The sequence below is a fragment of the Exiguobacterium sp. JMULE1 genome (assembly GCF_013337175.1).
GTDB classification, from domain to species: Bacteria; Bacillota; Bacilli; order Exiguobacteriales; family Exiguobacteriaceae; genus Exiguobacterium_A; species Exiguobacterium_A indicum.
In genome coordinates this window covers 840,887-865,047 of record NZ_SGWC01000002.1, presented here as the reverse complement: position 1 = coordinate 865,047, position 24,161 = coordinate 840,887, and the positions used below count along the sequence as shown (strand labels likewise).

Here is a 24,161-nt window from a genome sequence, read left to right as displayed (position 1 = left end):
TAAATAGTAATAGCAATTTTCGTGCCAATTCAAAAGAGACGGTAGGTTAAGCAAGAACGTCTTTAATTTTGCACGCTTTTGCATTTTTTGCAATATATTGCACGCAAAAATTTGCGCTTCACGAATAGATGTTAAATCGTTCCACTTTGTAATAAAGTGCCCGAAGAGAAATTCCGAGTTGTTTCGCCGCTTCTGTTTTGTTGCCATTAAAGGCAGTAAGCGCTTCCCGAATCAACCGTTCTTCGACGTGTGACATCTCGTCCGATAAATGCTTGATTTCCTTTTTCTGTCTCGTCGTGACTTTCGTTGTTTGTGGCACGACAAGCTGAAGATGACCTTTTCGTAAGACGGTTTCTGTTTTATCCGTAAAAATCAACGCGCGACCGATGACATTTTCAAGCTCGCGGACATTTCCTTTCCACGGTTGCTTCTTCATTGCTTCAAGTACATCATCTGAGATCCGTCCGACCGATCGTCCATAACTTTGATTCAATTTACGGAGTAAGTGCAAGGTCAATGGTGCGATATCATCCGGTCGCTCACGTAGTGCCGGTATGTGAATCGGTAAACGATTGATCCGGTAGTAGAGATCTTCTCGGAACTCATTCATGATGATCTTTTGCTCTAGATTCGCATTCGTCGCCGCGATAATCCGGACATCGACTGGAATCGCCTTCGTCCCACCGACGCGAACGACTTCATTTTCCTGTAACACCCGTAATAGTTTGGCCTGGACGTCGAGTGGTAGTTCGCCAATCTCATCTAAGAATAGCGAACCCCCGTGTGCTTCTTCGAAATATCCCCGCTTCCCACCACGTCGCGCTCCTGAGAACGCGCCTTCCTCGTACCCGAATAGTTCACTTTCGAGTAACGTCGGTGCGATTGCCGCACAGTTGACGCGGACGAATTGTTCATATTTACGTTCGCTCGCTGCATGGATCGCATGTGCAAACAATTCCTTGCCGGTTCCGGATTCACCGCGAATCAAGACGTTGACGGGCATCGTTGCCGCAAGCTTTGCTTGATCGACGACGAAGCGCATCGCTTCACTCTCAGCGATGATATCGTCAAAAGTATATTTAGCTTCGAGCGTCCGGATTTTTTGGCGCGCTGCCTTCAATTCTTTGGCGAGTGCCTTCATTTCCGAAATATCCCGAATGACCCCAACGGAACCGCGGACTTGTCCATCGACGATGACGGGTGCCGCATTGACGATGATATCACGTTGATCTTGCCCGATCTTCATGCGAACATCCCGCACGTTCTCGCCCGTATTCAAGACTTTCAAATGAACGGATTCCTGCATTCCGATATCGGCACTTGCCGGTTTTCCGACGACGTCTCGCTCCGTGAAACCAGTCATACGCGTATATGCTGGATTGATCAGCATCGTCTGTCCGTCTTGATCGGCGACGGAAATCGCCTCGCTCGTACAATGAATGATTGCTTCGAGCATTTTCTCTTTTTCAGTCAATCGCTCAAGCAACACTCTGACGAATTCACCCGGTAAGACCGCCGCTCCCGGAAAATCATGAATCAATTGCTCAAGTACGCCAGTTTCTCCTGTAGCGTCAATGATGAAATCGACATCAGCTCCTTCAAAAGCTGACCAGTTCGTTTCAATCCGAATGTCCGCACGCCGTGCAAGCGCCACCCCAGGCGCATCCATGTTTGGATCGACAAGACCAATGACCGTTAATAATGGTGAACGTTGAAACGCATGCAGGACTTCTGTTCCCCCTTGACCAGCCCCGACGACGAGTAGATGATGCATATGAATTCCCCCTTTGAAACTGCTTACATTTCTATCGTACTCGGAATAAAATAGGGAAGCAAACCCGATTCGCAGAACGATCGATTTTTTGATACAATACGCTTGGAAAGGAGTGGCGTCCTATGCGTATCATTGGTTTGCTCTCATTATTAATCCCCGGCATCATCGGCGCGATTGGTATTAAGCTCATGCGTGATAGTGTTTTTCTAATTGCGCAAGTGCCGTTTAAATACTTAGGCGATGCGGCTTACGTATATGTATTGCAAGGTCTCGTTGGTTTGATTCTTGCGATGGGTGGCATTGGATTTGTCGCAGGATATGTCTTTTATCGCGATCGAAAACGTGGAAAAGTCTCCGATCGCTATCAAAAAAAATGAACACAGAAAAAGGTCCCCATCTCTTGAACTCATTTCAAGCGCGGGACCTTTTACTCATATAAAATTGGTTTCACTTACGGATGAACTCCTCTCATAGTTAGAACTATTCGTGTACTCCAAAACCTTAGGTGTTCCTCTTAATGAAGAGGTAGAAAGAAATCAGATCTGGCTATCGGGCTAACGATAGAATGGTGTTTCAGTTCCATCATCTGACTGTACTCGGGACCTAGGTGGAGCGTAATGTCATCCGCTTGAAGCAGTCAAACATTCGGTTGCTAACAATCACTGCTAGACAACACTCCTTTTCACGAACTGTACTTTTCATTTTAGACGATCCGTTACCTTCCACTTTTCCCTAGCTTCGAAATCATGGAAGCTCCCATTCATTCGAGATTTCCCATCTAGAATGAACAAGATACCTTGGTACGACTTCTACCAAGAGAATGTCGTCCGGCATTCTTGAGCCATTTACAGTTGGCGTTCTGAGATGATGTTCATCAACAGGATTTCCGGAGTCCTTGTCGACTCGACGTTCATCTGACGTCTTGCCAAATCATTTGGTACCTTTATTATAACAAACATTTCAGTTTATGCAATATTTATTTGCAAGCGCTATTATATATTTTTAGCTTTACGGTATGCTATAAGCAGATCGTAATCGAAAGGAGACCCTTCATGCGAAAAATCATCGTATTCGAACATCTATCGTTAGACGGTGTCATTCAAGCACCGAGCGGAAAGAATGAGGATGTGAGCAACGACTTCAAGCACGGTGGATGGACTGCTCCGTTTCAACATCCTGAGATCGGTCAGGTCATCCGTGGATGGATGCAAGAGGATTGCGCCCTGTTACTCGGTCGCGCGACTTACGAGCAATGGTCGAGTTACTGGCCACTCCATGCCGATATCTGGCCAGTTGCCGATCGTGCCATGAAGTATGTTGCTACGCGTCATACACCACCTATTCGTTGGCAGCCGACGACATATTTGAATCAACCGACTTCTGAACTAATACGCTTGAAACAACAGGACGGACCACCGCTTCACGTCTGGGGGAGTAGTCAACTCGTTCATACGCTTTATGAAGCTGATCTGATCGATGAACTTCGATTGATCCACTATCCAGTTATCGTTGGTTCTGGTAAACGTCTATTTCCAGACAACGGAATGACGCCCCTCACTTGGAACGTCACGAAACGACACACGTTTGATAACGGCGTGTTGATCGCTTGCTATGAGCGGGATCGGAACTAAAAACACACCGTCTATCCATTAGACGGTGTGTTTCCTTTAACCAGATTGTTCTTGATTCATATGACTTGAAACATACGAGATGAATTCCGAGTTCTTCGGACTTTTCTCTTGTTCGATTCGACCATTGAAGAGCTCGTGCTGTTGCATTCCTTCGTTCCAAGCGGACTTGATGGCGTGACGCATCGCTCGTTCGACGCGAGATGCCGTCGTTTGATGTTTTTTCGCAATCGTCGGATAGAGTTCCTTTGTGATCAATCCAAGTAAATCTTCCCGTTCTAGCACCATTAAGACAGCGTCCTTTAAATACGTGAAGCCTTTAATATGCGGAGCAATCCCCACTTCTCGCAGTGTCGTACCGACTTTTAAATCAATCGTTTCGACGATCGGTGCTTGTCCTTGATGCGTCACGAGACGAATTTTTTGAACGAGCTGATCCATGCTGAACGGTTTAAGTAAGAAGTACGATGCTCCGAGAGTGACCGCCTGTTGTGAGACCTCATCCTTACCGAAAGCACTCAACATGATGACAGCAGGATTCTTCTTTTTCTTCATCAACTCCTCGAGAACACCAAGCCCATCTAAATGAGGCATGATGATGTCGAGAAGCAATACATCCACTTCATGTTCTTTCATACGTTCGAGACAACTCTCGCCATTGTAGGCGACGCAAACGACTTCCATGTCTTCTTGCGCAGAGATATGCTGGCGAATCAGTTCGACCATTTCGCGATTATCATCTGCTATCCCGACTTTAATCAATCCTTACACCCCATTTTTAAGCGATTCTTTCATCGTCTTCGCCTGATCCATCAATTCCTCGGCATGGCGTAACGTCAAATCCGTCATATGTGCACCGGAAATCATCCGTCCTAGTTCGTTTCCTCGATCTGACTGAGACAAGACGTTGACCTGTGTCGTCGTACGATCCGTCTCCTCGATTTTCCGAATATAGAGATGTTGATCGGCCATCGAAGCGACTTGCGGTAAGTGCGTAATACAAAGCACTTGTCCGTCTACCGATAAACGATAGATTTTTTCAGCCATCGCTTGTGCGACACGACCCGATACTCCTGTATCGACTTCATCGAAAATGATCGAAGCAACTCCGACCGAGCGCGAGAAGATTGACTTCAGTCCGAGCATGATACGAGATAACTCCCCGCCCGATGCGACTTTTCCGAGCGACTTGAATGGTTCTCCCGCATTCGTCATGATGAAGAACTCCACTTGATCGATCCCGTTCTTGCGTAGCATCGGTGTCTTTCCGTCTTGAAGAAAACGAATTTCAAACCGCGCTTTTTCCATGTAGAGCTCACGTAACTCCAGATGAATCGCTTCGCTTAATTGAACGGCCGCTTTTCGACGCTGTTGCGACAGACGCCCACCTATCTCAAACAATTCGACTTCGAGCTGTTCGACTTCGGCTTTTAAGCGCTCAATCCGTTCATCTCGATTCGTCATCGTATCAAGTTCAACTCGAATTTTTTCCCCATACGCAATGACTTCCTCGATCGTCGCCCCGTATTTTCGTTTCAGTTGTTGAAAGACGGATAAACGTTGTTCGATCTCATCGAGTCGATTGGAATCGAACTCAAGTGTTTCAAGTTGATCTCGAATCGCATACCCGACTTCTTCGAGTCCATAAAAAGCGCTTGCGATCGCGTCACTCTGCTGCGAAAACTGTTCGTCGATGCTTGATGCTTGTTGTAGTTCACGCATCGCGTCTCCGACAGAGTCGATGCCGCGCATCTCATCATGCAAAGCATCGTATGCTGTCTTCAGTGACGCATATAGCTTCTCGAAATTCGCGAGACGATTTCGTTCGACGAGCAACTCGTCTTCCTCATGTGCTCGAAGTTTTGCGCCTTCGATTTCTTCCGTCTGAAACGATAGTAAATCAATCCGTTGAGCGAGTTCTTGCTCACTTTGCGCGAGCGATTGTAGCGCCGTCCGTTTTTCTTCATACGCTTGATAACCGGATTGATAGGCTTGAAGGAGCGGTGCAATCGTCTCTTGCGCGAAGTCATCGAGAATCGCTTGATGATACGTACTGTCCATTAAATGTTGATGTTCATGTTGCCCGTGCATGTCGACGAGGACACGCCCGAACTCCCGTAAGATCGTCAGTGTGACCAGCTTATTGTTGACGCGACAGACACTTTTCCCGGTCGCGAACAGATCACGTCGTAAGATGATCAATCCATCTTCGATATCGATACCATACTCTTCTGCGAGATCATAGACGAGATGGTCGTCTTCAATCAGAAACAATCCTTCTAGCTCCGCTCGATCTTCCCCGTATCGAACAAATTCCGCGGATCCACGTCCACCAATCAATAATCCGATCGCGTCGAGAACGATCGATTTACCGGCACCTGTTTCCCCAGTCAAGACGGTCATTCCTTTTTTAAAGTCGATCTGTAGCTCGTCAATGATCGCAAATTGTTTGATCGATAATTCAGCTAGCATCCTGTCAACTCCTTACAGCATTTCTAAAATTCGTTCGGTCACTTCTTTCGCTTGTTCCTCACTTCGTGCGATCAATAGGATCGTATCGTCCCCACACACCGTGCCAAGCAGTTCGTTCCAGCTCAAATGGTCCAGTAAGACGGCGACTGCGTTCGCATTTCCCGGCAGGACATGCATGACAATCAGATTTTGAGCAGAATCAATCGAGATGAAGCTGTCACCGAGCAGACGCCGCAATTTCCCGAGTGGGTTGAAGCGTTGGTCGGCGGGTAAGCTGTATTTATAACGTCCATCATTCAACGGAACCTTAACGAGATGAAGTTCCTTGATATCTCGTGATACCGTTGCCTGTGTCACCTTATATCCTGCATTCCGTAATTCCTCTACCAATTCATCTTGGGTTTCTACTTCCGACTGGGTGATGATCTCCCGAATCTTAATCAACCGTTGCCCCTTTGTCATTCCTGCACCTCACAGTATTCTTCGATGTTACTATTGTAATCCAATAAATCATTAAAAGTCCACGTTTGCCATTTTATTATACGGTTTTCGTCGCTCCGAACAACAATGAGGACGGACCCATGAACCGGATCCGTCCTCGTTTTCATCTGTTCGTTTAAAGACTAGCATGTGCTTGCTTGACTGTCTCTGTCGCATGGACAGATGGATCAAGTCCTGGTTGACCAAGGCGCGCATGCAATAAGAACTCGATGTTCCCCTCTCCACCGGTGATCGGCGAATAGTCGAGCTGTTTCACATAGAACCCTTGTTGAATGAAGAATTCAACCATCTCATCGAGGACGCGGACATGAATCCGTTCATCCCGCACGATGCCTTTTTTACCGATATCATCACGCCCCGCTTCGAATTGCGGTTTGACGAGCGCCATGACATCTCCTCCTTCGACGAGGATCGTCTTCAGAGGTGGAAGCATCAACCGTAACGAGATGAATGAGACATCAATCGTCGCAAACTGCGGCGCAACAGGGAACATGTCTGGTGTCGCATGCCGGAAGTTCGTTTTCTCCATCACCGTCACACGGTCATCCGAGCGAAGCTTCCAGTCCAGCTGATTGGAACCGACATCCAGCGCATACATATGTGCTGCTCCATTTTGTAAGGAGCAGTCGGTAAAGCCACCCGTTGACGATCCAATATCGAGACCTGTTTTACCCGTGACATCGAAATCGAATACTTGAAGTGCCTTTTCCATCTTGAAGCCTCCACGACCGACATAAGGCATCAACTGACCTTTGACGTGCAGATCGATGTCCGATTTGACCTTCTCACCGGCCTTCTCTAATCGTTCCGTACCACTAAAGACAAGTCCAGCCATGATCGATCGCTTTGCTTTTTCACGCGTTTCAAACAAACCGCGCTCGACGAGAAGAACGTCGAGGCGGATTTTTTTTACATTTTCCATGAATCGTCACACACTCTGTTTCTTTCCTTGATTGACGAAAGCGCGTACTTCTTCTGCGATTTGTCCAGGTAATAATCCGATTTCTTCCAGTAATTCGTTCACACCGCCATGCTCGATATACCAATCTGGAATACCAAAGCGTTTGACGCGTGGGAATGCTTCCTGCTCGTTCGCATGCTCAAGGACAGCTGATCCGAATCCACCTTTTAAGACGGCTTCTTCGAGCGTCACGAGTGGAATGCCTTCTGCGTAAAGGGCATTCAGCATCTTCTCATCAAGCGGTTTGATCGTCCGAGCATTGATGACACGAACCGACAGTTCGTCTGCTAGGAGATCCGCGATTTTGAGCGCATCTTGTACTTGTGGTCCGAACGCAAGGATCGCGACGTCCGTTCCTTCACGTTCGACTTCCCATGTATCAAGCGAAATTTCATGCAGTGTCTCGTCCATTGGTACACCGATACCTTCTCCACGTGGGAAACGAACGGCGATTGGTCCTTCATATTTGACGGCCGAATAGAGCAAGTGTTGCAGTTCGTTCTCATCCTTCGCCATGACGATCCGGATGTTCGGTACGTGACGCATGAAGGCAATATCGAAGACGCCTTGGTGTGTTTCACCATCCGCACCGACGAGACCTGACCGGTCAATCGTAAACGTCACATCTAGATTTTGACGAGCCACGTCGTGAACGAGCTGATCGTATGCACGTTGGAAGAAGGTCGAGTAGATCGATACGACAGGTTTCATGCCTTGCGTCGCTTGACCAGCTGCGAACGTCACAGCATGTTGTTCTGCAATCCCGACGTCAAACATCCGCTCTGGGAATTCTTTTTCAAAACAATCGAGTTTTGAACCGACGCTCATCGCCGGCGTGATCAACGTCAGCTTTTCATCATCGCGTGCCATCTTTGTTAAAGTATCCGCTACCGTAAAGGAGTAACTAGGTGCTTTTGATTTCCCTTTGATGACTTCGCCAGACTCCATCTTGTACGGTCCAAGACCATGCCATGTGCCGACACCATCGAACTCTGCCGGACGATAGCCTTTCCCTTTTTTCGTGATGACATGAAGCAGGACAGGACCTTCTTCTTTTTTCACGTAATTGAGCTGTTCGATTAAATCATCAAGATCGTGCCCATCGACTGGACCATAATAGTTGAAGCCGAGCTCTTCGAAGAACATGCCAGGAACAAGTGCGCCTTTAACGGCTTCCTTCAACTTCTCGCTTCCTTTTTCAAGACGTCCGCCAATGACCGGAATCTTTTTGATCAACGTTTCAAGCTCGTCTTGGGCAAAACGCACTTTACGTGATGAACGAATTCGTCCAAGCATTTGATGCATCGCCCCAACGTTTGGTGCAATCGACATCTCGTTATCGTTCAAGATGACGATGACGTTTTGTTGTTCTGCTCCAATATGATTCAATGCTTCAAGTGCCATACCACCTGTCAAAGCACCGTCACCGATGATCGCGACTGCACGATCACTCTTACCGCTCAGTTCGTTCGAGACAGCAATCCCCATTGCTGCTGACAAGGACGTCGAGCTGTGTCCTGTCTCCCAGACGTCATGCACACTCTCATTGCGTTTCGGGAACCCACAGAGTCCTTTGTGCTGACGGAGCGTATCAAACTGGCTCGCACGTCCTGTCAAAATCTTATGCACGTATGCTTGGTGCCCGACATCCCAGACGAACTTGTCATTCGGACTGTCGAATTCACGATGCAACGCAAGCGTCAACTCGACGACACCGAGGTTCGGTGCCAAGTGTCCACCTGTCGTCGCTAATTCTTCAATCAAAAAGCGTCGAATATCGCCTGCGAGTACTTCGAGTTCGGAGACCGACATACGCTTTAAAAATGACGGATCCTGTATTTCTGTCAATTTCATACCTTACCGCCTCTTTTCCTTACAATCTTATAGGGTTTGTACCCTACATTGTACTAGAACAATCTATCGAGCGCCATTGTCAGCATAGAAAAAGACGACGCAGATGCGTCGTCCTGCTTAATGGTCGCGCTTGACCACGAAGTCGAGCAGTTCCTTAAGTGTCGTCGCTTCGACTGATAATGCATCAATCGCTTGTTCCGCTGCTTCCACCTGAGCTGTCAGTGCGCGTTTCGCTCCTTCAAGACCCAGTAATTTTGGGTACGTTGCTTTTTCGTTCCCTTCGTCGCTACCGACCGGTTTGCCGATTTTTTCAGCATCGCCTGTTACGTCCAAGATGTCATCTTGGATTTGGAATGCGATTCCGAGATGGCGACCGTATTGCTTCAAGTGATCAAGATCCGTCGAGCTGACCGAGGCAAGCAAACCACCCGCTTCGACTGCAAAGACGAGGAGTGCTCCTGTTTTCCGACGGTGAATCGACTCAAGCTCCGCTACGTCATTGATGCCGCCACGCTCACCGAGCATATCGTCGAGCTGACCACCGACCATACCCGTAGCGCCCGCTGCTGTTGCCAACCGTTCGACAAGTGCAAGCTTTACTTCCGGCGAAGCTGGTGCCTCAAGAAGACAGCTGAAGGCGTTCGTGAGCAAGGCATCTCCTGCTAAAATCGCTGTTGCTTCATCAAAAGCGATATGATTCGTCGGACGCCCTCGACGCAGATCATCATCGTCCATTGCTGGAAGGTCATCGTGAATCAGTGAGTATGTATGAATCATCTCAAGTGCCGCAGCAGTCGCGTCACCTTTTGAACGATCGATGGAAAAAGCATCGAGTACCGCATAAATCAAGGCTGGGCGAATTCGTTTCCCACCCGCATCGAGTGAATACCGCATCGAATCGCGTAAACGATCCGGTGCGTCGAGTCGCTCCATGAACTCTTCCATTTTATTTTCGACTTGTGTCTTCCACTCATTCAAAGCAATCATTGCGCTCCTCCTTTTTCCCGAAGCGTACCATCTTGCTCCAGGATTTGATCGAGTTTTTTCTCAGCAACGGATAACTTTCCTTGGCAAAGAGCCGTCAGTTTGACGCCTTCTTCATATAGAGCCATCGCTTGTTCAAGAGGAGCTTCGCCCTCTTCGAGTAACGTGACGATTTCTTCTAATCGTTCCAGTGCTTCTTCAAAAGATTGTTCCGTCTCCATTCTTACTCCCCATCCTCTCGTTTAGCACGAATCGTTCCATCATGGAATCGGATATCGAACGAAGACGCTGTCAATGCCTTCGCGGAACGGACGATTTGTCCATCCTGTTCGACATACGTATAACCGCGCATCAGAACATGCGTAGGACTGACGGAGTCGAGTCGCGCGAGCACATGACGCACCTGTTGTTGCTTCGATTGTAAAAGTCGACGAACGATTTCGAGTCGACGTCGTGATTGTTCAATCGTCGCCCGTTGTTGCACGAAGCGATCCCGCATCGGCACACGCATTAAGCGTGTGTCAAGACGCTCCACCTGTTGCTGGTGTTGCGCTACTACTTGCTTGATCTCCTTTTGGAGTGACATCTCTGCCCGGTCCAATTGTTCCTGCTTCAGTCCGAGTAGGACGCGTGGTGATTTCAGACCATAGCTCGCGGCAAGCCGTGTCACTTGCTCTTGTTTACTTTTGAGGAGTTGTGCATACGTTCGTTCTAAACGTCGCTCTACATCCTGCACACGTCGAGTGAGTGCCTCTGCTTCCGGAGTGACGAGTTCTGCCGCTGCCGTTGGTGTAGCCGCACGAACGTCGGCGACGAAATCACTGATCGTAAAATCCGTTTCGTGACCGACAGCAGAGACGATCGGAATGCGGGATTCAAACACGGCTGTCACGACAGACATCTCATTGAATGCCCACAGCTCCTCAATCGAACCACCACCACGACCAATGATCAACACATCACAGGCAGCATGCTCATTCATCAGCTGAATGGCACGACTGATTTGTGGTGCCGCGTCCGCTCCCTGTACAAGGACCGGGGCGAAGACGATGGCTGCTTGCGGATAGCGGCGCCGGAGTGTCGTTGCGATATCATGAAGCGCTGCTCCTTTTGGCGACGTGATGATTCCGATGCGCTCTGGAAAAGCTGGCAACGATTGTTTGATTGCTGGATCAAACCAACCACGCTCTTCAAGATCCACCTTCAAGCGTGAGAACGCCTCATATAGCGCTCCTACACCATCTTCCGTCATCCGTTCGACATAGAGTTGCATCTCTCCAGAAGAGACGTAAACGGATAAGCGCGCGGTGACGACGACACGCATCCCATCGCGAACGTCTGCTTTGACTCGACTCGCATCCCGGGCAAACATGACGGCTTTCATCCGTGACTGCTCGTCCTTCAACGTAAAATAAAGGTGACCGGAAGAGTGTCGTTTAAAGTTCGACACTTCTCCCACCACCTGGACTTGTTGCAGAAGGGCGTCGCCTTCTAGTTCACGTTTGACATAGTGGACTAAATCGGAAACGTGAAGAGGTTCGCTCATCGCGCAGCCTCGATCGTGTTATGCAGTAGCATCGTGATCGTCATCGGACCAACGCCACCCGGAACAGGTGTAATCATCGATGCAACGTCTTGTACCGTATCAAACTCGACATCACCGACGAGTTTGCCATCGACACGGTTGACACCAACGTCAATGACGACAGCATCCGGTTTCACCATATCCGCCGTAATCAGCTTCGGTACGCCGACTGCGACGATCAAGATATCCGCTTGACGCGTCATCGCACCGAGATCTTTTGTCTTGGAATGACAATAGGAAACGGTAGCCGATTCATTCAAGAACAACATACCGACGGGTTTACCGACGATTTGGCTACGACCGACGACAACGACGTGTTGACCAGCAATCGGTACGTTCATCTCTTTGACGAGATGAAGAATGCCGTTTGGTGTACACGGTAAAAATGTCGGTTCACCAATCATCATTTTCCCGACAGAGACAGGATGAAAACCATCGACGTCCTTTTCAGGAGAAATCGCAAAAATGACCTTACTCTCATCAATGTGGTCAGGCAACGGCAATTGGACGAGAATCCCATGGACACTCGCATCAACGTTCAGACGGTCGATCAAGTGAAGAAGCTCTGATTCCGTTGTTTCTGCCGGAAGTCGGATCAACTCCGAATCCATGCCGATTTCCTTCGCCGCCTTTTCTTTACCACGTACATAGGACTGACTAGCAGGATCTTCGCCAATCAGGATGACAGTCAATTGCGGTTGAATCCGCTGTTCTTTCAGACGTGCGACTTCTTCTTTCAGCTTCATACGATATGAATGGGCTACCTGTTTTCCATCGATTACTACTGCCATGATTTGTCCACTCCCCCAAAAAGTTCGATTCACTCTTCTGTCTGTTTGTCTCTATTCAGTTTTACACGTTTATGAATTTTCTTTAACGACGCCTTGTGCAACCTTACCGAGAACACCGTTCACGATTTTTGTCGCTTCTTCGTCAGCAAACGCCTTCGTCAATTCAATCGCTTCGTTGATCGTCACTCGAACTGGAATGTTCGTTTCGAATAATAATTCGTAGACGGCTAAGCGAAGAATCGTCCGCTCGATGTTTCCGAGTCGTTCGAATGACCAGTTGACCAGTGCTTCTCGGATGTGTTGGTCAATCGTTGCTTTGTTCGTTTCGACACCGTTCACCAATTGCTCGACGAATGTGTCGTATTCCTTACCTTCTACCGCGAATTCAATGGCCTCTTGTGCAGTCAGATCCGAAAGCTCCATTTGGAACAAAGATTGGACTGCGAGTTCGCGTGCCATGTGTCGTTTCATCATGATTTTGCGTGCTCCTTTTTTTGTCGTTCTCAATCAGTTAGTTTAGCACATTCCTCTTTTAAAAAACATAGAGAACGCCAAAAAAAGACGGGAGTTCGTCGCACAAACTCCCGTCCTGATTCAGTTAACGATCGTACCTTTTAGCTCACGCTCTGCGAATTTCGTCGTGAACGTGCCACGCCGGAATACCGGGTGACTGAGAACACGTTCGTGGAACGGGATCGTCGTCTTGACACCTTCGATCCAAAATTCAGCTAGTGCACGTTCCATCTTCGCACATGCTTCTTCCCGTGTTTCCGCATGGACGATCAACTTCGCAACCATCGAGTCATAATATGGTGGAATCATATATCCTGGATAGACCGCGCTATCGATACGTACGCCCATTCCGCCTGGTGTCACGTATTGTGTGACGCGTCCAGCAGACGGACGGAAATCATGGTCTGGATCCTCGGCATTGATTCGGCATTCGATCGAATGACCGTGGAACTTGATATCCTTTTGTTTGACGGCAAGCGGATGATCGAGCGCCACTTGCAATTGTGCTTGAACGAGGTCGAATCCAGTGATCATCTCCGTTACCGGGTGTTCGACTTGAATGCGCGTGTTCATCTCCATGAAGAAGAACTCTTCCGTCTCTTCGACGAAGATGAATTCGATCGTCCCAGCTCCTGTATACTGAATCGCTTTTGCGGCTTTTACGGCAGCCTCTCCCATCTTCAATCGTGTCGCTTCACTGACCGCAGGTGACGGCGCTTCCTCGATCAGTTTCTGCATCCGGCGCTGGACGGTACAATCCCGTTCACCGAGGTGAATGACATTCCCGTGACGATCGGCGAGGACCTGTACCTCGACATGGCGGAACTCTTCGATGAAGCGTTCTAAATAGACATCCCCGTTTCCGAAAGCTTGTTTTGCTTCACGGCGTGTCTCACTTAGCCCGTTGATCAGCTCTTCTTCCGAACGAGCGACCCGAATCCCTTTACCGCCACCACCTGCTGTTGCTTTGATGATGACCGGATAACCAATTTCTTGCGCCAGTGCGACCGCTTCTTCGTCCGTGACCGTTCCATCTGAACCAGGCACGACGGGCACTCCACACTCGATCATCGTCTTCTTCGCAACGTCCTTGATCCCCATCTGACGGATCGCATCCGACGTCGGACCAACGAACTTTATCCCGCACGCTTCACACATCTCAGCAAAATCAACGTTTTCTGCTAGGAAACCGTAACCCGGGTGGATCATCGTCACTTGACGGTTCGTTGCGACCGCGAGGATATTCGTAACGTTTAAGTAAGATGAAGCAGAACTCGCCTCACCGATGCAGTACGCCTCATCGGCTAAACGAACGTGTAAGGCTTCCTTATCCGCTGTCGAGTAGACAGCAACGGTTTGTATTCCAAGTTCCTTTGCCGCTCGAATGATGCGGACGGCGATTTCTCCACGGTTGGCAATCAATAATTTTTCCATGCTGTTCACCCCCGTTTACGGACGGATCCGGAAGAGTGGTTGACCAAATTCAACGAGATCTCCATCGGCGACAAGAATCTCGACGACCGTTCCAGATACTTCCGAGTTTAAGTTATTGAAGAGTTTCATTGCTTCAAGGACACAAACGATCTGACCCACTTCAATCTGATCACCGACTTTGACGTATGCAGGTTTATCTGGATTCGGACGCGAATAGAACGTTCCGACCATCAAGGCATTGATCGTGACCGTATCATCCGTAGTCACCTCTTCCTCGACTGGTGCTGCCGCTTGCTTCACAGGAGCTGGCGCCGCCACTGGAGTAGCAGGTGCTTGGTGCGAGACCGTTACTGTTTCTCCTTGTTTCTTCAACTTCAATTTATACGTATCCGTCTCGAGTGAGAGTTCATTTACACTCGACTGATCGAGCATTTCGAGTACTTGTTTCAACTGATCGATTTTCATCTGTCATTCTTCCCCCATCTATGCTGTATTCACAATTATTATACCAGGTGCTAATGCCTACTCAAATACTTATATTAACTGGTCATACCATTGGATGCAAGTCAAGCTGGATGAAAAAAGACGTCTCTCGACCTGATAGAAGGTGAGAGACGTCTTGTCGTTTCAATATTATCCGTTGTAACGACCTGTGAAATCACCTGTACGTGTATCAACCGTTACTTTTTCGCCTGCTTCGATGAAGAGTGGGACTTGAATGATATGACCTGTCTCCACTGTCGCATTTTTCTTGACGTTCGAAGCTGTATCACCCTTAACGCCAGGCTCTGCTTCAACGATCGTCATGACGACTGTGTTCGGCAATTCAAGACCGAGGATTTCGCCGTTGTAAACCGCGATTTGAACTTCCATGTTTTCAAGCAAGTATGGAAGAGCTGCTTCGACTTGTGCCGTCGTCAATTCCAATTGCTCATACGATTCTGTGTCCATGAAGACGTAAGTCTCGCCCATTGGGTAAAGGTATTGCATCTTGTTACGCTCGATGTGTGCACGCTCGACACGCTCACCACCACGGAATGTCATCTCTTGGATGTTTCCGTTACGGATGTTACGCATTTTCGTCCGAACGAACGCTGCCCCTTTACCTGGTTTAACATGTTGGAATTCAAGTACTTGCCAAATCATACCGTCTGAAGTCTTAATCGTTAATCCTGTTTTTAAATCGTTTACTGATACCATGAATGGTTCCTCCTAAAATGTCCCGTCACTCTGAATTAGAGAGTGATCAGTTCTTTTGGTGAAGACGAAAGAATTTCTCGACCTGTTTCCGTGATCAAAACGTCATCTTCAATCCGGCATCCGCCAACTTGCGGCACGTAGATACCTGGTTCGACCGTAACGATCATGCCCGGTTCAAGTTTCGTCTCAGAGCGGAACGACAAGCCAGGTCCTTCATGTACTTCTAGACCAATACCGTGTCCCGTCGAGTGACCGAAGTACTCACCGTAACCTGCTTCTTTGATGATATCACGTGTCAATGCGTCCGCTTCGATCCCAGTGATGCCTGGTTTTAAGCCGTCGACACCCGCTAGTTGCGCTTGCAAGACCGTATCGTAGATCTTCTGCAACTCGGCATTGATCGGACCGACTGCGACAGTCCGTGTGATATCTGAAACATAACCGTTCAAGAGCGCTCCGAAATCAAGCGTGACGAGTTCACCCGTCGCAATGACCTTCGAGCTGGCAACACCGTGCGGCAAGGCAGAACGATAGCCCGATGCCACGATCGTATCGAAAGAAGAAGACGTCGCTCCATGCTTCCGCATGAAGAATTCTAGTTCATTTGATACTTCAAGTTCCGTTCGTCCTGGTTGAATGTACGTCAAGATGTTTTGGAAGGTCGCGTCCGCGAGCTCCACCGCTTCCTTAATCATCTTAATCTCTGACGAATCCTTAATCAAGCGTAGGTTTTCAATGATTCCTGTCGTCGGAACAAGCTCGATTGCCGAAGCTTGATCGTATGCTTCAAAAGCACCAAGTGTCATCGCATCCTTTTCGACACCAACCGCGCGAACACGCGCTCCTGCCATCAATTCGCCCATCGTCTCTGGAATCGACCGTTCGATTTGGACGATCTCCATTCCTTTAACTTGGTCTGCCGCTTGCTCCGTGTAACGGAAATCCGTCACGAAGTACGCTTGCTCTTCTGTTACGAGACATGCACCACTTGAGCCAGTGAAGCCGGAAATGTAACGAATATTCTCTGCCTTCGTGACGAGTAATCCTGGAAGGTCCCGTTCCTTTAAAGCTGCTTGTAACGCCTCGATCCGTTGTTTCATGATTGATTTCCCCCTTGTTCCGATTGTTGTAAAGCTTGGAGTGCCTCCGTTGCCAGACGATATCCCGTCATGCCAAGTCCAGCGATGACACCTTGGCAGACGGGTGCGATCATCGAATGATGCCGGAAGGATTCACGTGCATGGACATTCGATAGATGGACCTCGATGACGGGCGCTTCGATTGCAGCAATCGCGTCACGTAACGCGATACTCGTATGCGTGTAGGCAGCCGCATTGAAGACGATGCCGTCCGCTCCCCGTTCCTCGTGAAGAACATCAATCAGTCGTCCTTCATGGTTCGATTGTTCAAACCGAAACTGAATGTTCGGAAAATAAGTGCGAAGGTCGTGTTCTAAGTCGGCTAATGTCGCCGTTCCATATGTATCCGGTTCGCGTGTTCCGAGTAAATTCAAGTTTGGTCCGTTTAATATCAAGACACGCAAAAAAACACCTCCTCGAATTCCTTTTCATTGTATCATAACCCGATTTCCGACTCCTAAAGATTACCTCGTTTTGACGAGTCGAACATAGTTTTTTTGTCGTAAATCAAGTACACTGACGATACACCTAATTTTAATGAAGACGGGATGCGTTCTATTATGAAAACGACTAATCCGCCGGTCGGTGGTCAAGCCATCGTCGAAGGCGTCATGTTCCAAAATGCGACCCACGCGGTCTCTGCGATTCGTCGAAATGATGAGTCGATCGAGACGTTCGCCCAACAAAAGCCGGTTCGACCACGAATCGCTAAAGGTAAAAAAATCCCACTTCTGCGTGGCTTGTTTGCTTTAATGGAGTCCTCAGCGAATGGCGCCAGTCATATGAACTTCGCAAGTGACCGATACGGTGTCAAACCTGGTGAAGAAGAGCCGGAAGAAACGACTGCCAGCCCTTTGACGAAATGGCTCGGCGTAGCTGTCGTCGGGATCCTATCATTCTTCTTCGGTAAATTACTCTTTACGTTACTACCTGCTTTCCTTGCGTCACTATTCGATGTGTTCCCTGCTTTATCGGGACATGTCATTCAAAATGTCATCGAAGCAACAATCAAATTAACGCTTTTGTTCAGTTACCTCTACGTGATTTCATTGACTCCGCTCGTCAAACGACTCTTTCAATATCACGGTGCAGAGCATAAGGTCATCAACTGCGTCGAATCAGGACGCCCACTCACGGTCGAAAACGTTCGCGTCAGCAGTCGTCTTCATTACCGTTGCGGCTCGAGTTTCTTGATCTTCACCGTCATCGTCGGATTTTTCGTCTATCTGATCGTGCCAACGGATCCGCTTTGGTTGCGTCTCGTCTGTCGGATCGCCTTATTACCGGTCGTCATCGGTCTTTCATTTGAAGTGTTACAGCTGACGAATAAAGCGCAGTACATCAAAGGACTTCGCGTCATCGCCTTGCCTGGCCTATGGTTACAATACTTGACGACGAAAGAACCGGACGATGCACAGATCGAGGTTGCGATTTATGCGTTTGAAGCATTGGAAAAACAGGAACATAACCTACATGAGAATGCACTGGGTTAATCGATAACAGGGGTGATATTATGATCAGACAACGCATTGGTTCTACATTTGCACTCGTCGTGTTACTGTTCGCTTTTGTCGGCTTCGGATATAAACTCGTCAATAATCCAAGTAGTCTGTTTTCACAATTGCTGTTCTTCGGGATTACCGCCGGGATCATCTTCTTGCTCTTTAAGTTCCTGACTCGTAATCGAAGCGTCGGAACGGGCGCAAATGCTCAGTACCGAAAATCCGTCGCTCAATCAAAAAAAATGCATGGCTCTTCGAATTCTGTTCGCCGGACAGACTTTAAGAAAAAACCGGTCAAGTCCTCAAAAGCGCCGGCATCGAATAAAGTCAGACCGTTGCGCGATCGTTCAAAAGCGCCTCATCTGACAGTGATCGAAGGAAAAAAAGGCAAAAAGAAAAAACGTGCTTTTTAATTTCAGAAGTACATTAAAAAGGAGATTCGTCATGCGACGAACCTCCTTTTTTCGTGTTCAATCCGTTTCGACCCAACCGATATACGGTAGATTGCGATATTCCTCCGCACAATCGATTCCGTACCCAACAACGAAGTAATCCGGAATCTCGAAACCGACATAGTCTGCGTCGAGTTTTACTTCACGACGTGCCGGTTTATCAAGCAATGTACATACTTTGAGAACTCCGGGTTGATGCAATTTCATGTGATCACATAAGAAATGGAGCGTCCGCCCTGTGTCGATGATATCTTCGATGACGACGACATATTTCCCTTGCACATCGAGATCGAGATCTTTCTTCAACTGAACACGCCCGGAAGAGACGGTCTTTGTTCCGTAAGAAGAGCACGCGACTGTATCAATTTGAACGCTTCCTTTGATTTCGCGCATCAAATCCGCAGCAAAGACCATCGACCCTTTTAACACGACGACGAGAACGATTTGACGCCCAGCCGCATCCACTTCGATCTGTTGTGCTAATTCACGAACCTTTTCTTTCAGTTGTGACTCCGACACTAATTTTTCTTTAATCGTGATTTCCATGACAAGGTGCGAACACCCGCCACCCCCTTCGTCCATTTTCAGGCTCAGTATAGCATATCTAACTTAAAATGCGCACTTTATCATAAAAATGTAATGGATCGTTCGTGTTTGAGAACTTTTTTTAGCAAGGAACTATAAAAAAACAAGCCTCAATCCTCTGGATGGGCTTGTTGATAGCGATGCAGTTCCTCTTTCAAACCAGGACGTTCCGCAAAGAACTGAATCATTCCGTTAATCTTATCCAACGCTTCGATACTAATATGATGCTCGATTCCTTCGACATCCTTATAAATCAGTTCTTCATCCACACCAACGAGACGAAGAAAATCTTCAAGTAAGGCGTGTCGTTCCACGAGACGCTTTCCGATTTTGCGTCCTTTAGGTGTCAGCATGAGACCCCGATACTTTTCGTAAACAAGGTACGTCTCCCGGTCGAGCTTTTGAACCATCTTCGTTACCGAGGACGGGTGAACTCCTAACGACTCCGCTATATCCGATACGCGAGCGTATCCTTTATCTTCAATCAGTTTATAAATTTGTTCCAAATAATCTTCCATACTCGGAGTTGGCACGACATCACCTTCCCATTTCATTCATTAGCGTTTCCAGTTCCACTCATCACTACGGTATTTCTCGGCAAGACGCTCAATCTCCTGCCACTGCTCACTCCTGAATGTCAACGGAACGAACGACAAATCAAGCGCCTCTTCGAAGCCTTTCGTGAACGCTTCTCGTACCTCGTCAAATGCGACAGCGCGACCTGCTAGCTCATTCAAAGCGACAGCTTTTCCTGAAAAACGCGCTTTCATCCGCTCGCGCGTCGACTCATCATCATACAAGAAACAATCAAACAATTCACCTTCATCGACAGAGAGTGGGACCGAACCGTGCTGTAAGACAACGCCTTGATGGCGGACTTGTGCACTTCCTGCGACTTTCCGTTTTCCTACAGCGAGTTCATAATACGATGCTGCATCAAAACAGACGGCTGATTTCGGCTTCCGTAATTCTTCTTTTTCCTCTTCCGTCAACGGAACGGAAAATTCGACCGGAATGCCGAGGTGATGGTATCCTTTGCGAATCCCTTCCGTCAACATCCGATAACTTTCGATGACCGTGCGTGGTAAACCTTCTGTATCTTCCGGGATGACGACACTGTATGTCAACTCGTCTGCATGCAAGACAGCGCGCCCTCCTGTCATCCGACGCACGATCGGAATCCCGAGCTCTGCAATCCGCTCTCGATCGATATCACGGGTTGCCCGTTGAAAATGACCAACACTTAATCCACGTGGTTCCCATGAGTAAAAACGAAGCGTCGGTGCGATCTCCCCCGCCCGACGAACTGAATCAATGCTTCATCGATTGCCATGTTCATTGCCGGCTCCATCGCCGGCGTCGTCAACACTTGCCACTCTCTGTTCACTTGAGCACCCCCAAAACGTTTCCGTCTTAGTGTATCAAACCCATTCTCGGTCGCGCAATCACGAGTCGATTGCCGAAATCGATTTCGTTGACTATAATGAAACAGAGGTTAAACGAACGAAGGGGTTGGAAGTCGAATATGGAAACTGGAACTATCATTACGATCGTATTATGGGTCGCGCTGATCGCCTACATCGCTTGGCGTTTCATGCCGGTCAAAGGCATCACGAAATTGTCGCAAGAAGAATTCCGTGCGAACTATCGTAAAGCACAAATCGTCGATGTTCGCGAAACACAAGAATTCAAAGGTGGACACATCGTAGGTGCCCGTAACATCCCGGTCAGCCAAATGAAGATGCGCTCGAAGGAATTACGAAAAGACATGCCGATTTACTTGTATTGTCAAGGGAGCATGCGTTCTTCACAGGCTGCAAAAGTCTTGAAAAAAGCAGGCTATACGAATCTGTATCAGTTAAAAGGCGGATTCAAGCAGTGGTCAGGAAAAATCAAACGGAGCTAATGCTTCGTTCATCGCAAAAAGAGGATCTCTCCTTCGTCGGAGAGGTCCTCTTTTTTATGAAACAGCTTATGCGTGTACTTCTTGTTTTGGTTCGTAGCGTAAGACTGGTTTTCGAGCAGCAAGTGTCTCGTCCATCCGTTTGACGACCGTCGTGTGTGGTGCGTTCAAGACGACATCCGGTGTCTCTTCGACCTCTTTTGCAATCTGGAGCATCGCATCACAGAAGGCATCGAGTGTTTCTTTCGACTCTGTTTCCGTCGGTTCGATCATGATACACTCCTCGACGTTCAACGGGAAGTAGATCGTTGGTGGATGGTATCCAAAGTCAAGCAGACGTTTAGCGATGTCAAGCGTCCGGACACCTAGTGCTTTTTGACGTTTACCCGACAAGACGAATTCGTGCTTGCAATAGACGTCGTATGGCGCGTCATACGCACCTTTGAGACGAGCCAACATATAGTTCGCATTCAAGACCGCTTCTTTCGAGACGCGAGCAAGACCTGCTCCACCCATCGTCCGAATATAGCTATAGGCACGAACGTTGATGCCGAAGTTACCGTAGAATGGTTTGACACGACCGATTGCTTCCGGACGATCGTAGTCGAGGACATAACGCTCTTCCTCTTTGCGGACGATTGGTTTCGGTAAATACGGAATCAAATCTTGTTTGACCCCTACTGGACCCGATCCTGGTCCGCCGCCACCGTGCGGTCCTGTGAACGTCTTATGCAAGTTCAAGTGAACGACATCAAAGCCCATGTCCCCTGGTCGAGCGATGCCCATGATCGCATTCGAGTTCGCACCATCGTAGTACAGTTTTCCGCCTGCCTCATGAACCGCTTTGGCGATTTCGACGATATCCGACTCAAATAAACCGAGCGTGTTTGGATTCGTCAACATGAGTGCCGCTGTATCGTCACCGACTTTTTTCTTTAAGTCCGCTAAATCAACGAGACCACGTTCATCCGATAAGACCGTCACGGTATCAAATCCAGCGACAGATGCCGATGCGGGGTTCGTTCCGTGTGCCGAGTCCGGTACGAGGACTTTCGTCCGTTTAAAGTCACCACGTGCATGATGGTAGGCCTTAATCAGCATCAAGCCTGTCCATTCACCGTGTGCTCCCGCCGCCGGCTGAAGCGTCACTTCATCCATTCCTGTGATGACTGCGAGTTTTTCTTGCAGATCATACATCAAACCGAGTGCCCCTTGGACACTTTCGACTGGTTGAAGCGGGTGAATGTGTGCAAACCCAGGGAGGCGTGCCATATCTTCATTGATTTTCGGATTGTATTTCATCGTACATGACCCGAGTGGATAGAATCCAGAATCCACACCATGGTTACGGTTCGAGAGTGCCGTGTAGTGACGGACGAGATCCAGTTCAGATACTTCCGGTAGCGCCACGTCTTCCTTCCGTAACATCGAGGTCGGTAACAATTCTTCTACTGCCACCTCATCGACAGTCGGTAACGGTAAGCTATAGGCGATACGACCCGGTTTAGAAATTTCAAAAATCAATGTTTGCTCATTCATGTGTGAGTCCCCCTAACGCTGTCACGAATTGATCCAACTCTTCATTCGTCCGTAATTCCGTTGCACAAACAAGCATTTCATTTTGACGCGCTGCGTCATACGATCCTAACGGTAAACCGCCGATGATCCCGTGATCGAGCAATTGTTGACTCGCACGTGTCGCGTCGATTGGTAGCGTAACGACGAATTCATTGAAGCTCGGTCCATCGTCAACGATCGTAAAGCCAGCCTGTTTCAGCTTTTGTTTTAATGCATGTGCCGTTTGCAAGTTACGTGTCGCGAGTTCCCGGATACCCCGTTTTCCGAGTGCACTCATCGCGATCGAAGCAGCGAGTGCATTCAACGCTTGGTTCGAACAGATGTTAGATGTCGCCTTGTCACGGCGAATGTGTTGTTCACGTGCTTGTAACGTCAGAACGAAACCGCGTTTCCCATTCTCATCGACGGTCTGTCCAACGAGACGTCCCGGAATCTTACGCATCAACGCTTTTGTCGTCGTGAAATAACCACATGTCGGTCCACCAAAGCTTTGTGGAATTCCGAACGGTTGGCAATCTCCGATCGTAATGTCAGCGCCAAGTTTACCTGGCGCTTCTAAGATACCGAGTGCCAGTGGATTCGCAGAGACGATGAACAGCGCACCACGAGCATGAGTCGCATCGGCCAATGCTTGTAGTTCTTCGACACGACCGTAGAAGTTCGGATACTGCACGATGACACAGGCGACGTCTTCGATGGCATCGAGTTGATCGATCCGTGTGACACCTTGCTCAAGCGCCAACGTCTCGACGTTTAGTCCTGGACCGTTCGCATACGTCCGAACGACATCGTGCGCTTCCGGATGAACGCCGTCTGAAAGAACGATCGTCTTTTTCTTCGTATGGGCACACGCAAGCATGGCCGCTTCCGCTAACGCCGTGATCCCGTCATACATCGACGAGTTCGCGACATCCATCCCTGTCAATTCACAAATCATCGATTGGAATTCAAAAATCGCTTGTAGCTCACCTTGCGAAATCTCTGGCTGATATGGTGTATAAGCAGTGTAAAACTCTGAGCGCAGTAACATATGATTGACGACAGCAGGTGCATAGTGATCATAGATGCCTGCGCCAAGGAACGATGGATATTGTTTCGTATTCATGTTTTGGTCGGCAAGCTTCGATAGCGTCCGAATCAAGTCCGTTTCCGGAAGTGGCACACCGACTTCTTCCAATGTACCGTTATCACGGACGGATGCCGGGATATCAGCGAGTAAATCTTCGATCGATGCTGCACCGATCGTCTGTAACATCGCCTGCTCATCTTCTGCTGTCATTGGTAAATAACGAAAATCCATAGAAA

25 protein-coding genes and 1 pseudogene are annotated in these 24,161 nt (G+C 48.4%); 5 read left to right on the top strand and 21 right to left on the bottom strand.

All coding sequences use genetic code 11. The annotated features are described in order from the left end of the window. Window positions 1-118: 118 nt before the first annotated feature. Window positions 119-1,774, bottom strand: a complete 1,656-nt coding sequence (locus tag EXW93_RS04600; protein WP_023467591.1) for a sigma-54-dependent Fis family transcriptional regulator — start codon at window positions 1,772-1,774, stop codon at window positions 119-121. Between the two features lie 122 nt (window positions 1,775-1,896). Here EXW93_RS04600 and EXW93_RS04595 point away from each other — a divergent pair, with 122 nt between their 5' ends. Together EXW93_RS04595 and EXW93_RS04590 are read left to right on the top strand one after the other, a co-directional pair. Further along, entirely contained in the window at window positions 1,897-2,151 is a 255-nt protein-coding gene (locus tag EXW93_RS04595; RefSeq protein ID WP_023467590.1) for a DUF2627 family protein, read from the top strand. 675 nt (window positions 2,152-2,826) lie between these two features. Continuing rightward, window positions 2,827-3,405, top strand: coding sequence for a dihydrofolate reductase family protein (locus EXW93_RS04590; protein ID WP_055966849.1), 579 nt, complete (start codon window positions 2,827-2,829; stop codon window positions 3,403-3,405). A 36-nt stretch (window positions 3,406-3,441) separates the two neighbouring features. Here the strand turns inward: EXW93_RS04590 and spo0A are convergent, their stop codons facing one another. The 15 genes from spo0A to aroQ all read right to left on the bottom strand — a co-directional run bounded on the left by spo0A (window position 3,442) and on the right by aroQ (window position 17,240). Then, window positions 3,442-4,164 carry a sporulation transcription factor Spo0A gene (gene spo0A / locus EXW93_RS04585; RefSeq protein ID WP_023467588.1) on the bottom strand — a complete coding sequence of 241 codons (723 nt, stop codon included), beginning with the start codon at window positions 4,162-4,164 and terminating at the stop codon, window positions 3,442-3,444. Between the two features lie 3 nt (window positions 4,165-4,167). After that, the gene (recN, locus tag EXW93_RS04580; RefSeq protein WP_055966852.1) at window positions 4,168-5,874 is read right to left on the bottom strand and encodes a DNA repair protein RecN; all 1,707 of its coding nucleotides are present in this window, start codon (window positions 5,872-5,874) and stop codon (window positions 4,168-4,170) included. A 12-nt stretch (window positions 5,875-5,886) separates the two neighbouring features. Continuing rightward, window positions 5,887-6,336, bottom strand: a complete 450-nt coding sequence (gene ahrC, locus EXW93_RS04575) for a transcriptional regulator AhrC/ArgR (protein ID WP_023467586.1) — start codon at window positions 6,334-6,336, stop codon at window positions 5,887-5,889. 154 nt (window positions 6,337-6,490) lie between these two features. After that, window positions 6,491-7,297 carry a TlyA family RNA methyltransferase gene (locus EXW93_RS04570; protein ID WP_058265112.1) on the bottom strand — a complete coding sequence of 269 codons (807 nt, stop codon included), beginning with the start codon at window positions 7,295-7,297 and terminating at the stop codon, window positions 6,491-6,493. Window positions 7,298-7,303: 6 nt separating this feature from the next. Then, on the bottom strand, window positions 7,304-9,190 hold the full coding sequence (gene dxs, locus EXW93_RS04565; protein ID WP_023467585.1) for a 1-deoxy-D-xylulose-5-phosphate synthase: 1,887 nt from the start codon (window positions 9,188-9,190) through the stop codon (window positions 7,304-7,306). Between the two features lie 117 nt (window positions 9,191-9,307). Continuing rightward, the gene (locus tag EXW93_RS04560; protein WP_023467584.1) at window positions 9,308-10,177 is read right to left on the bottom strand and encodes a polyprenyl synthetase family protein; all 870 of its coding nucleotides are present in this window, start codon (window positions 10,175-10,177) and stop codon (window positions 9,308-9,310) included. After that, window positions 10,174-10,395 carry an exodeoxyribonuclease VII small subunit gene (gene xseB, locus EXW93_RS04555; protein ID WP_023467583.1) on the bottom strand — a complete coding sequence of 74 codons (222 nt, stop codon included), beginning with the start codon at window positions 10,393-10,395 and terminating at the stop codon, window positions 10,174-10,176. The genes EXW93_RS04560 and xseB overlap by 4 nt, the downstream gene beginning before the upstream one ends. Before the next feature lie 2 nt (window positions 10,396-10,397). Then, window positions 10,398-11,720 (bottom strand): exodeoxyribonuclease VII large subunit, encoded by a 1,323-nt coding sequence (gene xseA / locus EXW93_RS04550; RefSeq protein WP_023467582.1) that lies wholly within the window; start codon window positions 11,718-11,720, stop codon window positions 10,398-10,400. Further along, window positions 11,717-12,550 carry a bifunctional methylenetetrahydrofolate dehydrogenase/methenyltetrahydrofolate cyclohydrolase FolD gene (gene folD, locus EXW93_RS04545; protein WP_082627410.1) on the bottom strand — a complete coding sequence of 278 codons (834 nt, stop codon included), beginning with the start codon at window positions 12,548-12,550 and terminating at the stop codon, window positions 11,717-11,719. The genes xseA and folD overlap by 4 nt, the downstream gene beginning before the upstream one ends. A gap of 69 nt (window positions 12,551-12,619) precedes the next feature. Continuing rightward, complete coding sequence (nusB, locus tag EXW93_RS04540) at window positions 12,620-13,024, bottom strand: transcription antitermination factor NusB (RefSeq protein WP_023467580.1); 405 nt, start codon at window positions 13,022-13,024, stop codon at window positions 12,620-12,622. A 120-nt stretch (window positions 13,025-13,144) separates the two neighbouring features. Continuing rightward, on the bottom strand, window positions 13,145-14,497 hold the full coding sequence (gene accC / locus EXW93_RS04535; RefSeq protein ID WP_023467579.1) for an acetyl-CoA carboxylase biotin carboxylase subunit: 1,353 nt from the start codon (window positions 14,495-14,497) through the stop codon (window positions 13,145-13,147). Between the two features lie 15 nt (window positions 14,498-14,512). Continuing rightward, complete coding sequence (accB, locus tag EXW93_RS04530; RefSeq protein WP_023467578.1) at window positions 14,513-14,962, bottom strand: acetyl-CoA carboxylase biotin carboxyl carrier protein; 450 nt, start codon at window positions 14,960-14,962, stop codon at window positions 14,513-14,515. 168 nt (window positions 14,963-15,130) lie between these two features. Further along, entirely contained in the window at window positions 15,131-15,697 is a 567-nt protein-coding gene (gene efp / locus EXW93_RS04525; protein ID WP_023467577.1) for an elongation factor P, read from the bottom strand. A 35-nt stretch (window positions 15,698-15,732) separates the two neighbouring features. After that, complete coding sequence (locus EXW93_RS04520; RefSeq protein ID WP_174316064.1) at window positions 15,733-16,797, bottom strand: M24 family metallopeptidase; 1,065 nt, start codon at window positions 16,795-16,797, stop codon at window positions 15,733-15,735. Then, window positions 16,794-17,240 (bottom strand): type II 3-dehydroquinate dehydratase, encoded by a 447-nt coding sequence (gene aroQ / locus EXW93_RS04515; protein WP_023467575.1) that lies wholly within the window; start codon window positions 17,238-17,240, stop codon window positions 16,794-16,796. Before aroQ ends, EXW93_RS04520 begins: the two co-directional genes overlap by 4 nt. A gap of 156 nt (window positions 17,241-17,396) precedes the next feature. Between aroQ and EXW93_RS04510 the strand changes: the two genes are divergently transcribed. Both EXW93_RS04510 and EXW93_RS04505 read left to right on the top strand, forming a co-directional pair. Continuing rightward, window positions 17,397-18,329 carry a DUF1385 domain-containing protein gene (locus EXW93_RS04510; RefSeq protein ID WP_174316063.1) on the top strand — a complete coding sequence of 311 codons (933 nt, stop codon included), beginning with the start codon at window positions 17,397-17,399 and terminating at the stop codon, window positions 18,327-18,329. 20 nt (window positions 18,330-18,349) lie between these two features. Beyond that, window positions 18,350-18,751 carry an SA1362 family protein gene (locus EXW93_RS04505; protein WP_023467573.1) on the top strand — a complete coding sequence of 134 codons (402 nt, stop codon included), beginning with the start codon at window positions 18,350-18,352 and terminating at the stop codon, window positions 18,749-18,751. 57 nt (window positions 18,752-18,808) lie between these two features. Here the strand turns inward: EXW93_RS04505 and hpt are convergent, their stop codons facing one another. The 3 genes and pseudogenes from hpt to EXW93_RS04490 all read right to left on the bottom strand — a co-directional run bounded on the left by hpt (window position 18,809) and on the right by EXW93_RS04490 (window position 20,762). After that, entirely contained in the window at window positions 18,809-19,336 is a 528-nt protein-coding gene (gene hpt / locus EXW93_RS04500; protein ID WP_064300287.1) for a hypoxanthine phosphoribosyltransferase, read from the bottom strand. A 149-nt stretch (window positions 19,337-19,485) separates the two neighbouring features. After that, window positions 19,486-19,908, bottom strand: coding sequence for a transcriptional regulator MntR (gene mntR / locus EXW93_RS04495; protein WP_035398709.1), 423 nt, complete (start codon window positions 19,906-19,908; stop codon window positions 19,486-19,488). A 24-nt stretch (window positions 19,909-19,932) separates the two neighbouring features. Next, window positions 19,933-20,762, bottom strand: a pseudogene (locus EXW93_RS04490) (lipoate--protein ligase family protein). A gap of 138 nt (window positions 20,763-20,900) precedes the next feature. On the opposite strand from EXW93_RS04490, the gene EXW93_RS04485 reads away from it, so the two are divergent. Continuing rightward, window positions 20,901-21,281, top strand: coding sequence for a rhodanese-like domain-containing protein (locus EXW93_RS04485; RefSeq protein WP_023467569.1), 381 nt, complete (start codon window positions 20,901-20,903; stop codon window positions 21,279-21,281). Window positions 21,282-21,347: 66 nt separating this feature from the next. Here EXW93_RS04485 and gcvPB read toward each other — a convergent pair whose 3' ends face one another. After that, window positions 21,348-22,817 (bottom strand): aminomethyl-transferring glycine dehydrogenase subunit GcvPB, encoded by a 1,470-nt coding sequence (gcvPB, locus tag EXW93_RS04480; protein ID WP_029341085.1) that lies wholly within the window; start codon window positions 22,815-22,817, stop codon window positions 21,348-21,350. Continuing rightward, on the bottom strand, window positions 22,810-24,156 hold the full coding sequence (gcvPA, locus tag EXW93_RS04475) for an aminomethyl-transferring glycine dehydrogenase subunit GcvPA (RefSeq protein WP_056060214.1): 1,347 nt from the start codon (window positions 24,154-24,156) through the stop codon (window positions 22,810-22,812). Before gcvPA ends, gcvPB begins: the two co-directional genes overlap by 8 nt. Window positions 24,157-24,161: the final 5 nt, after the last annotated feature.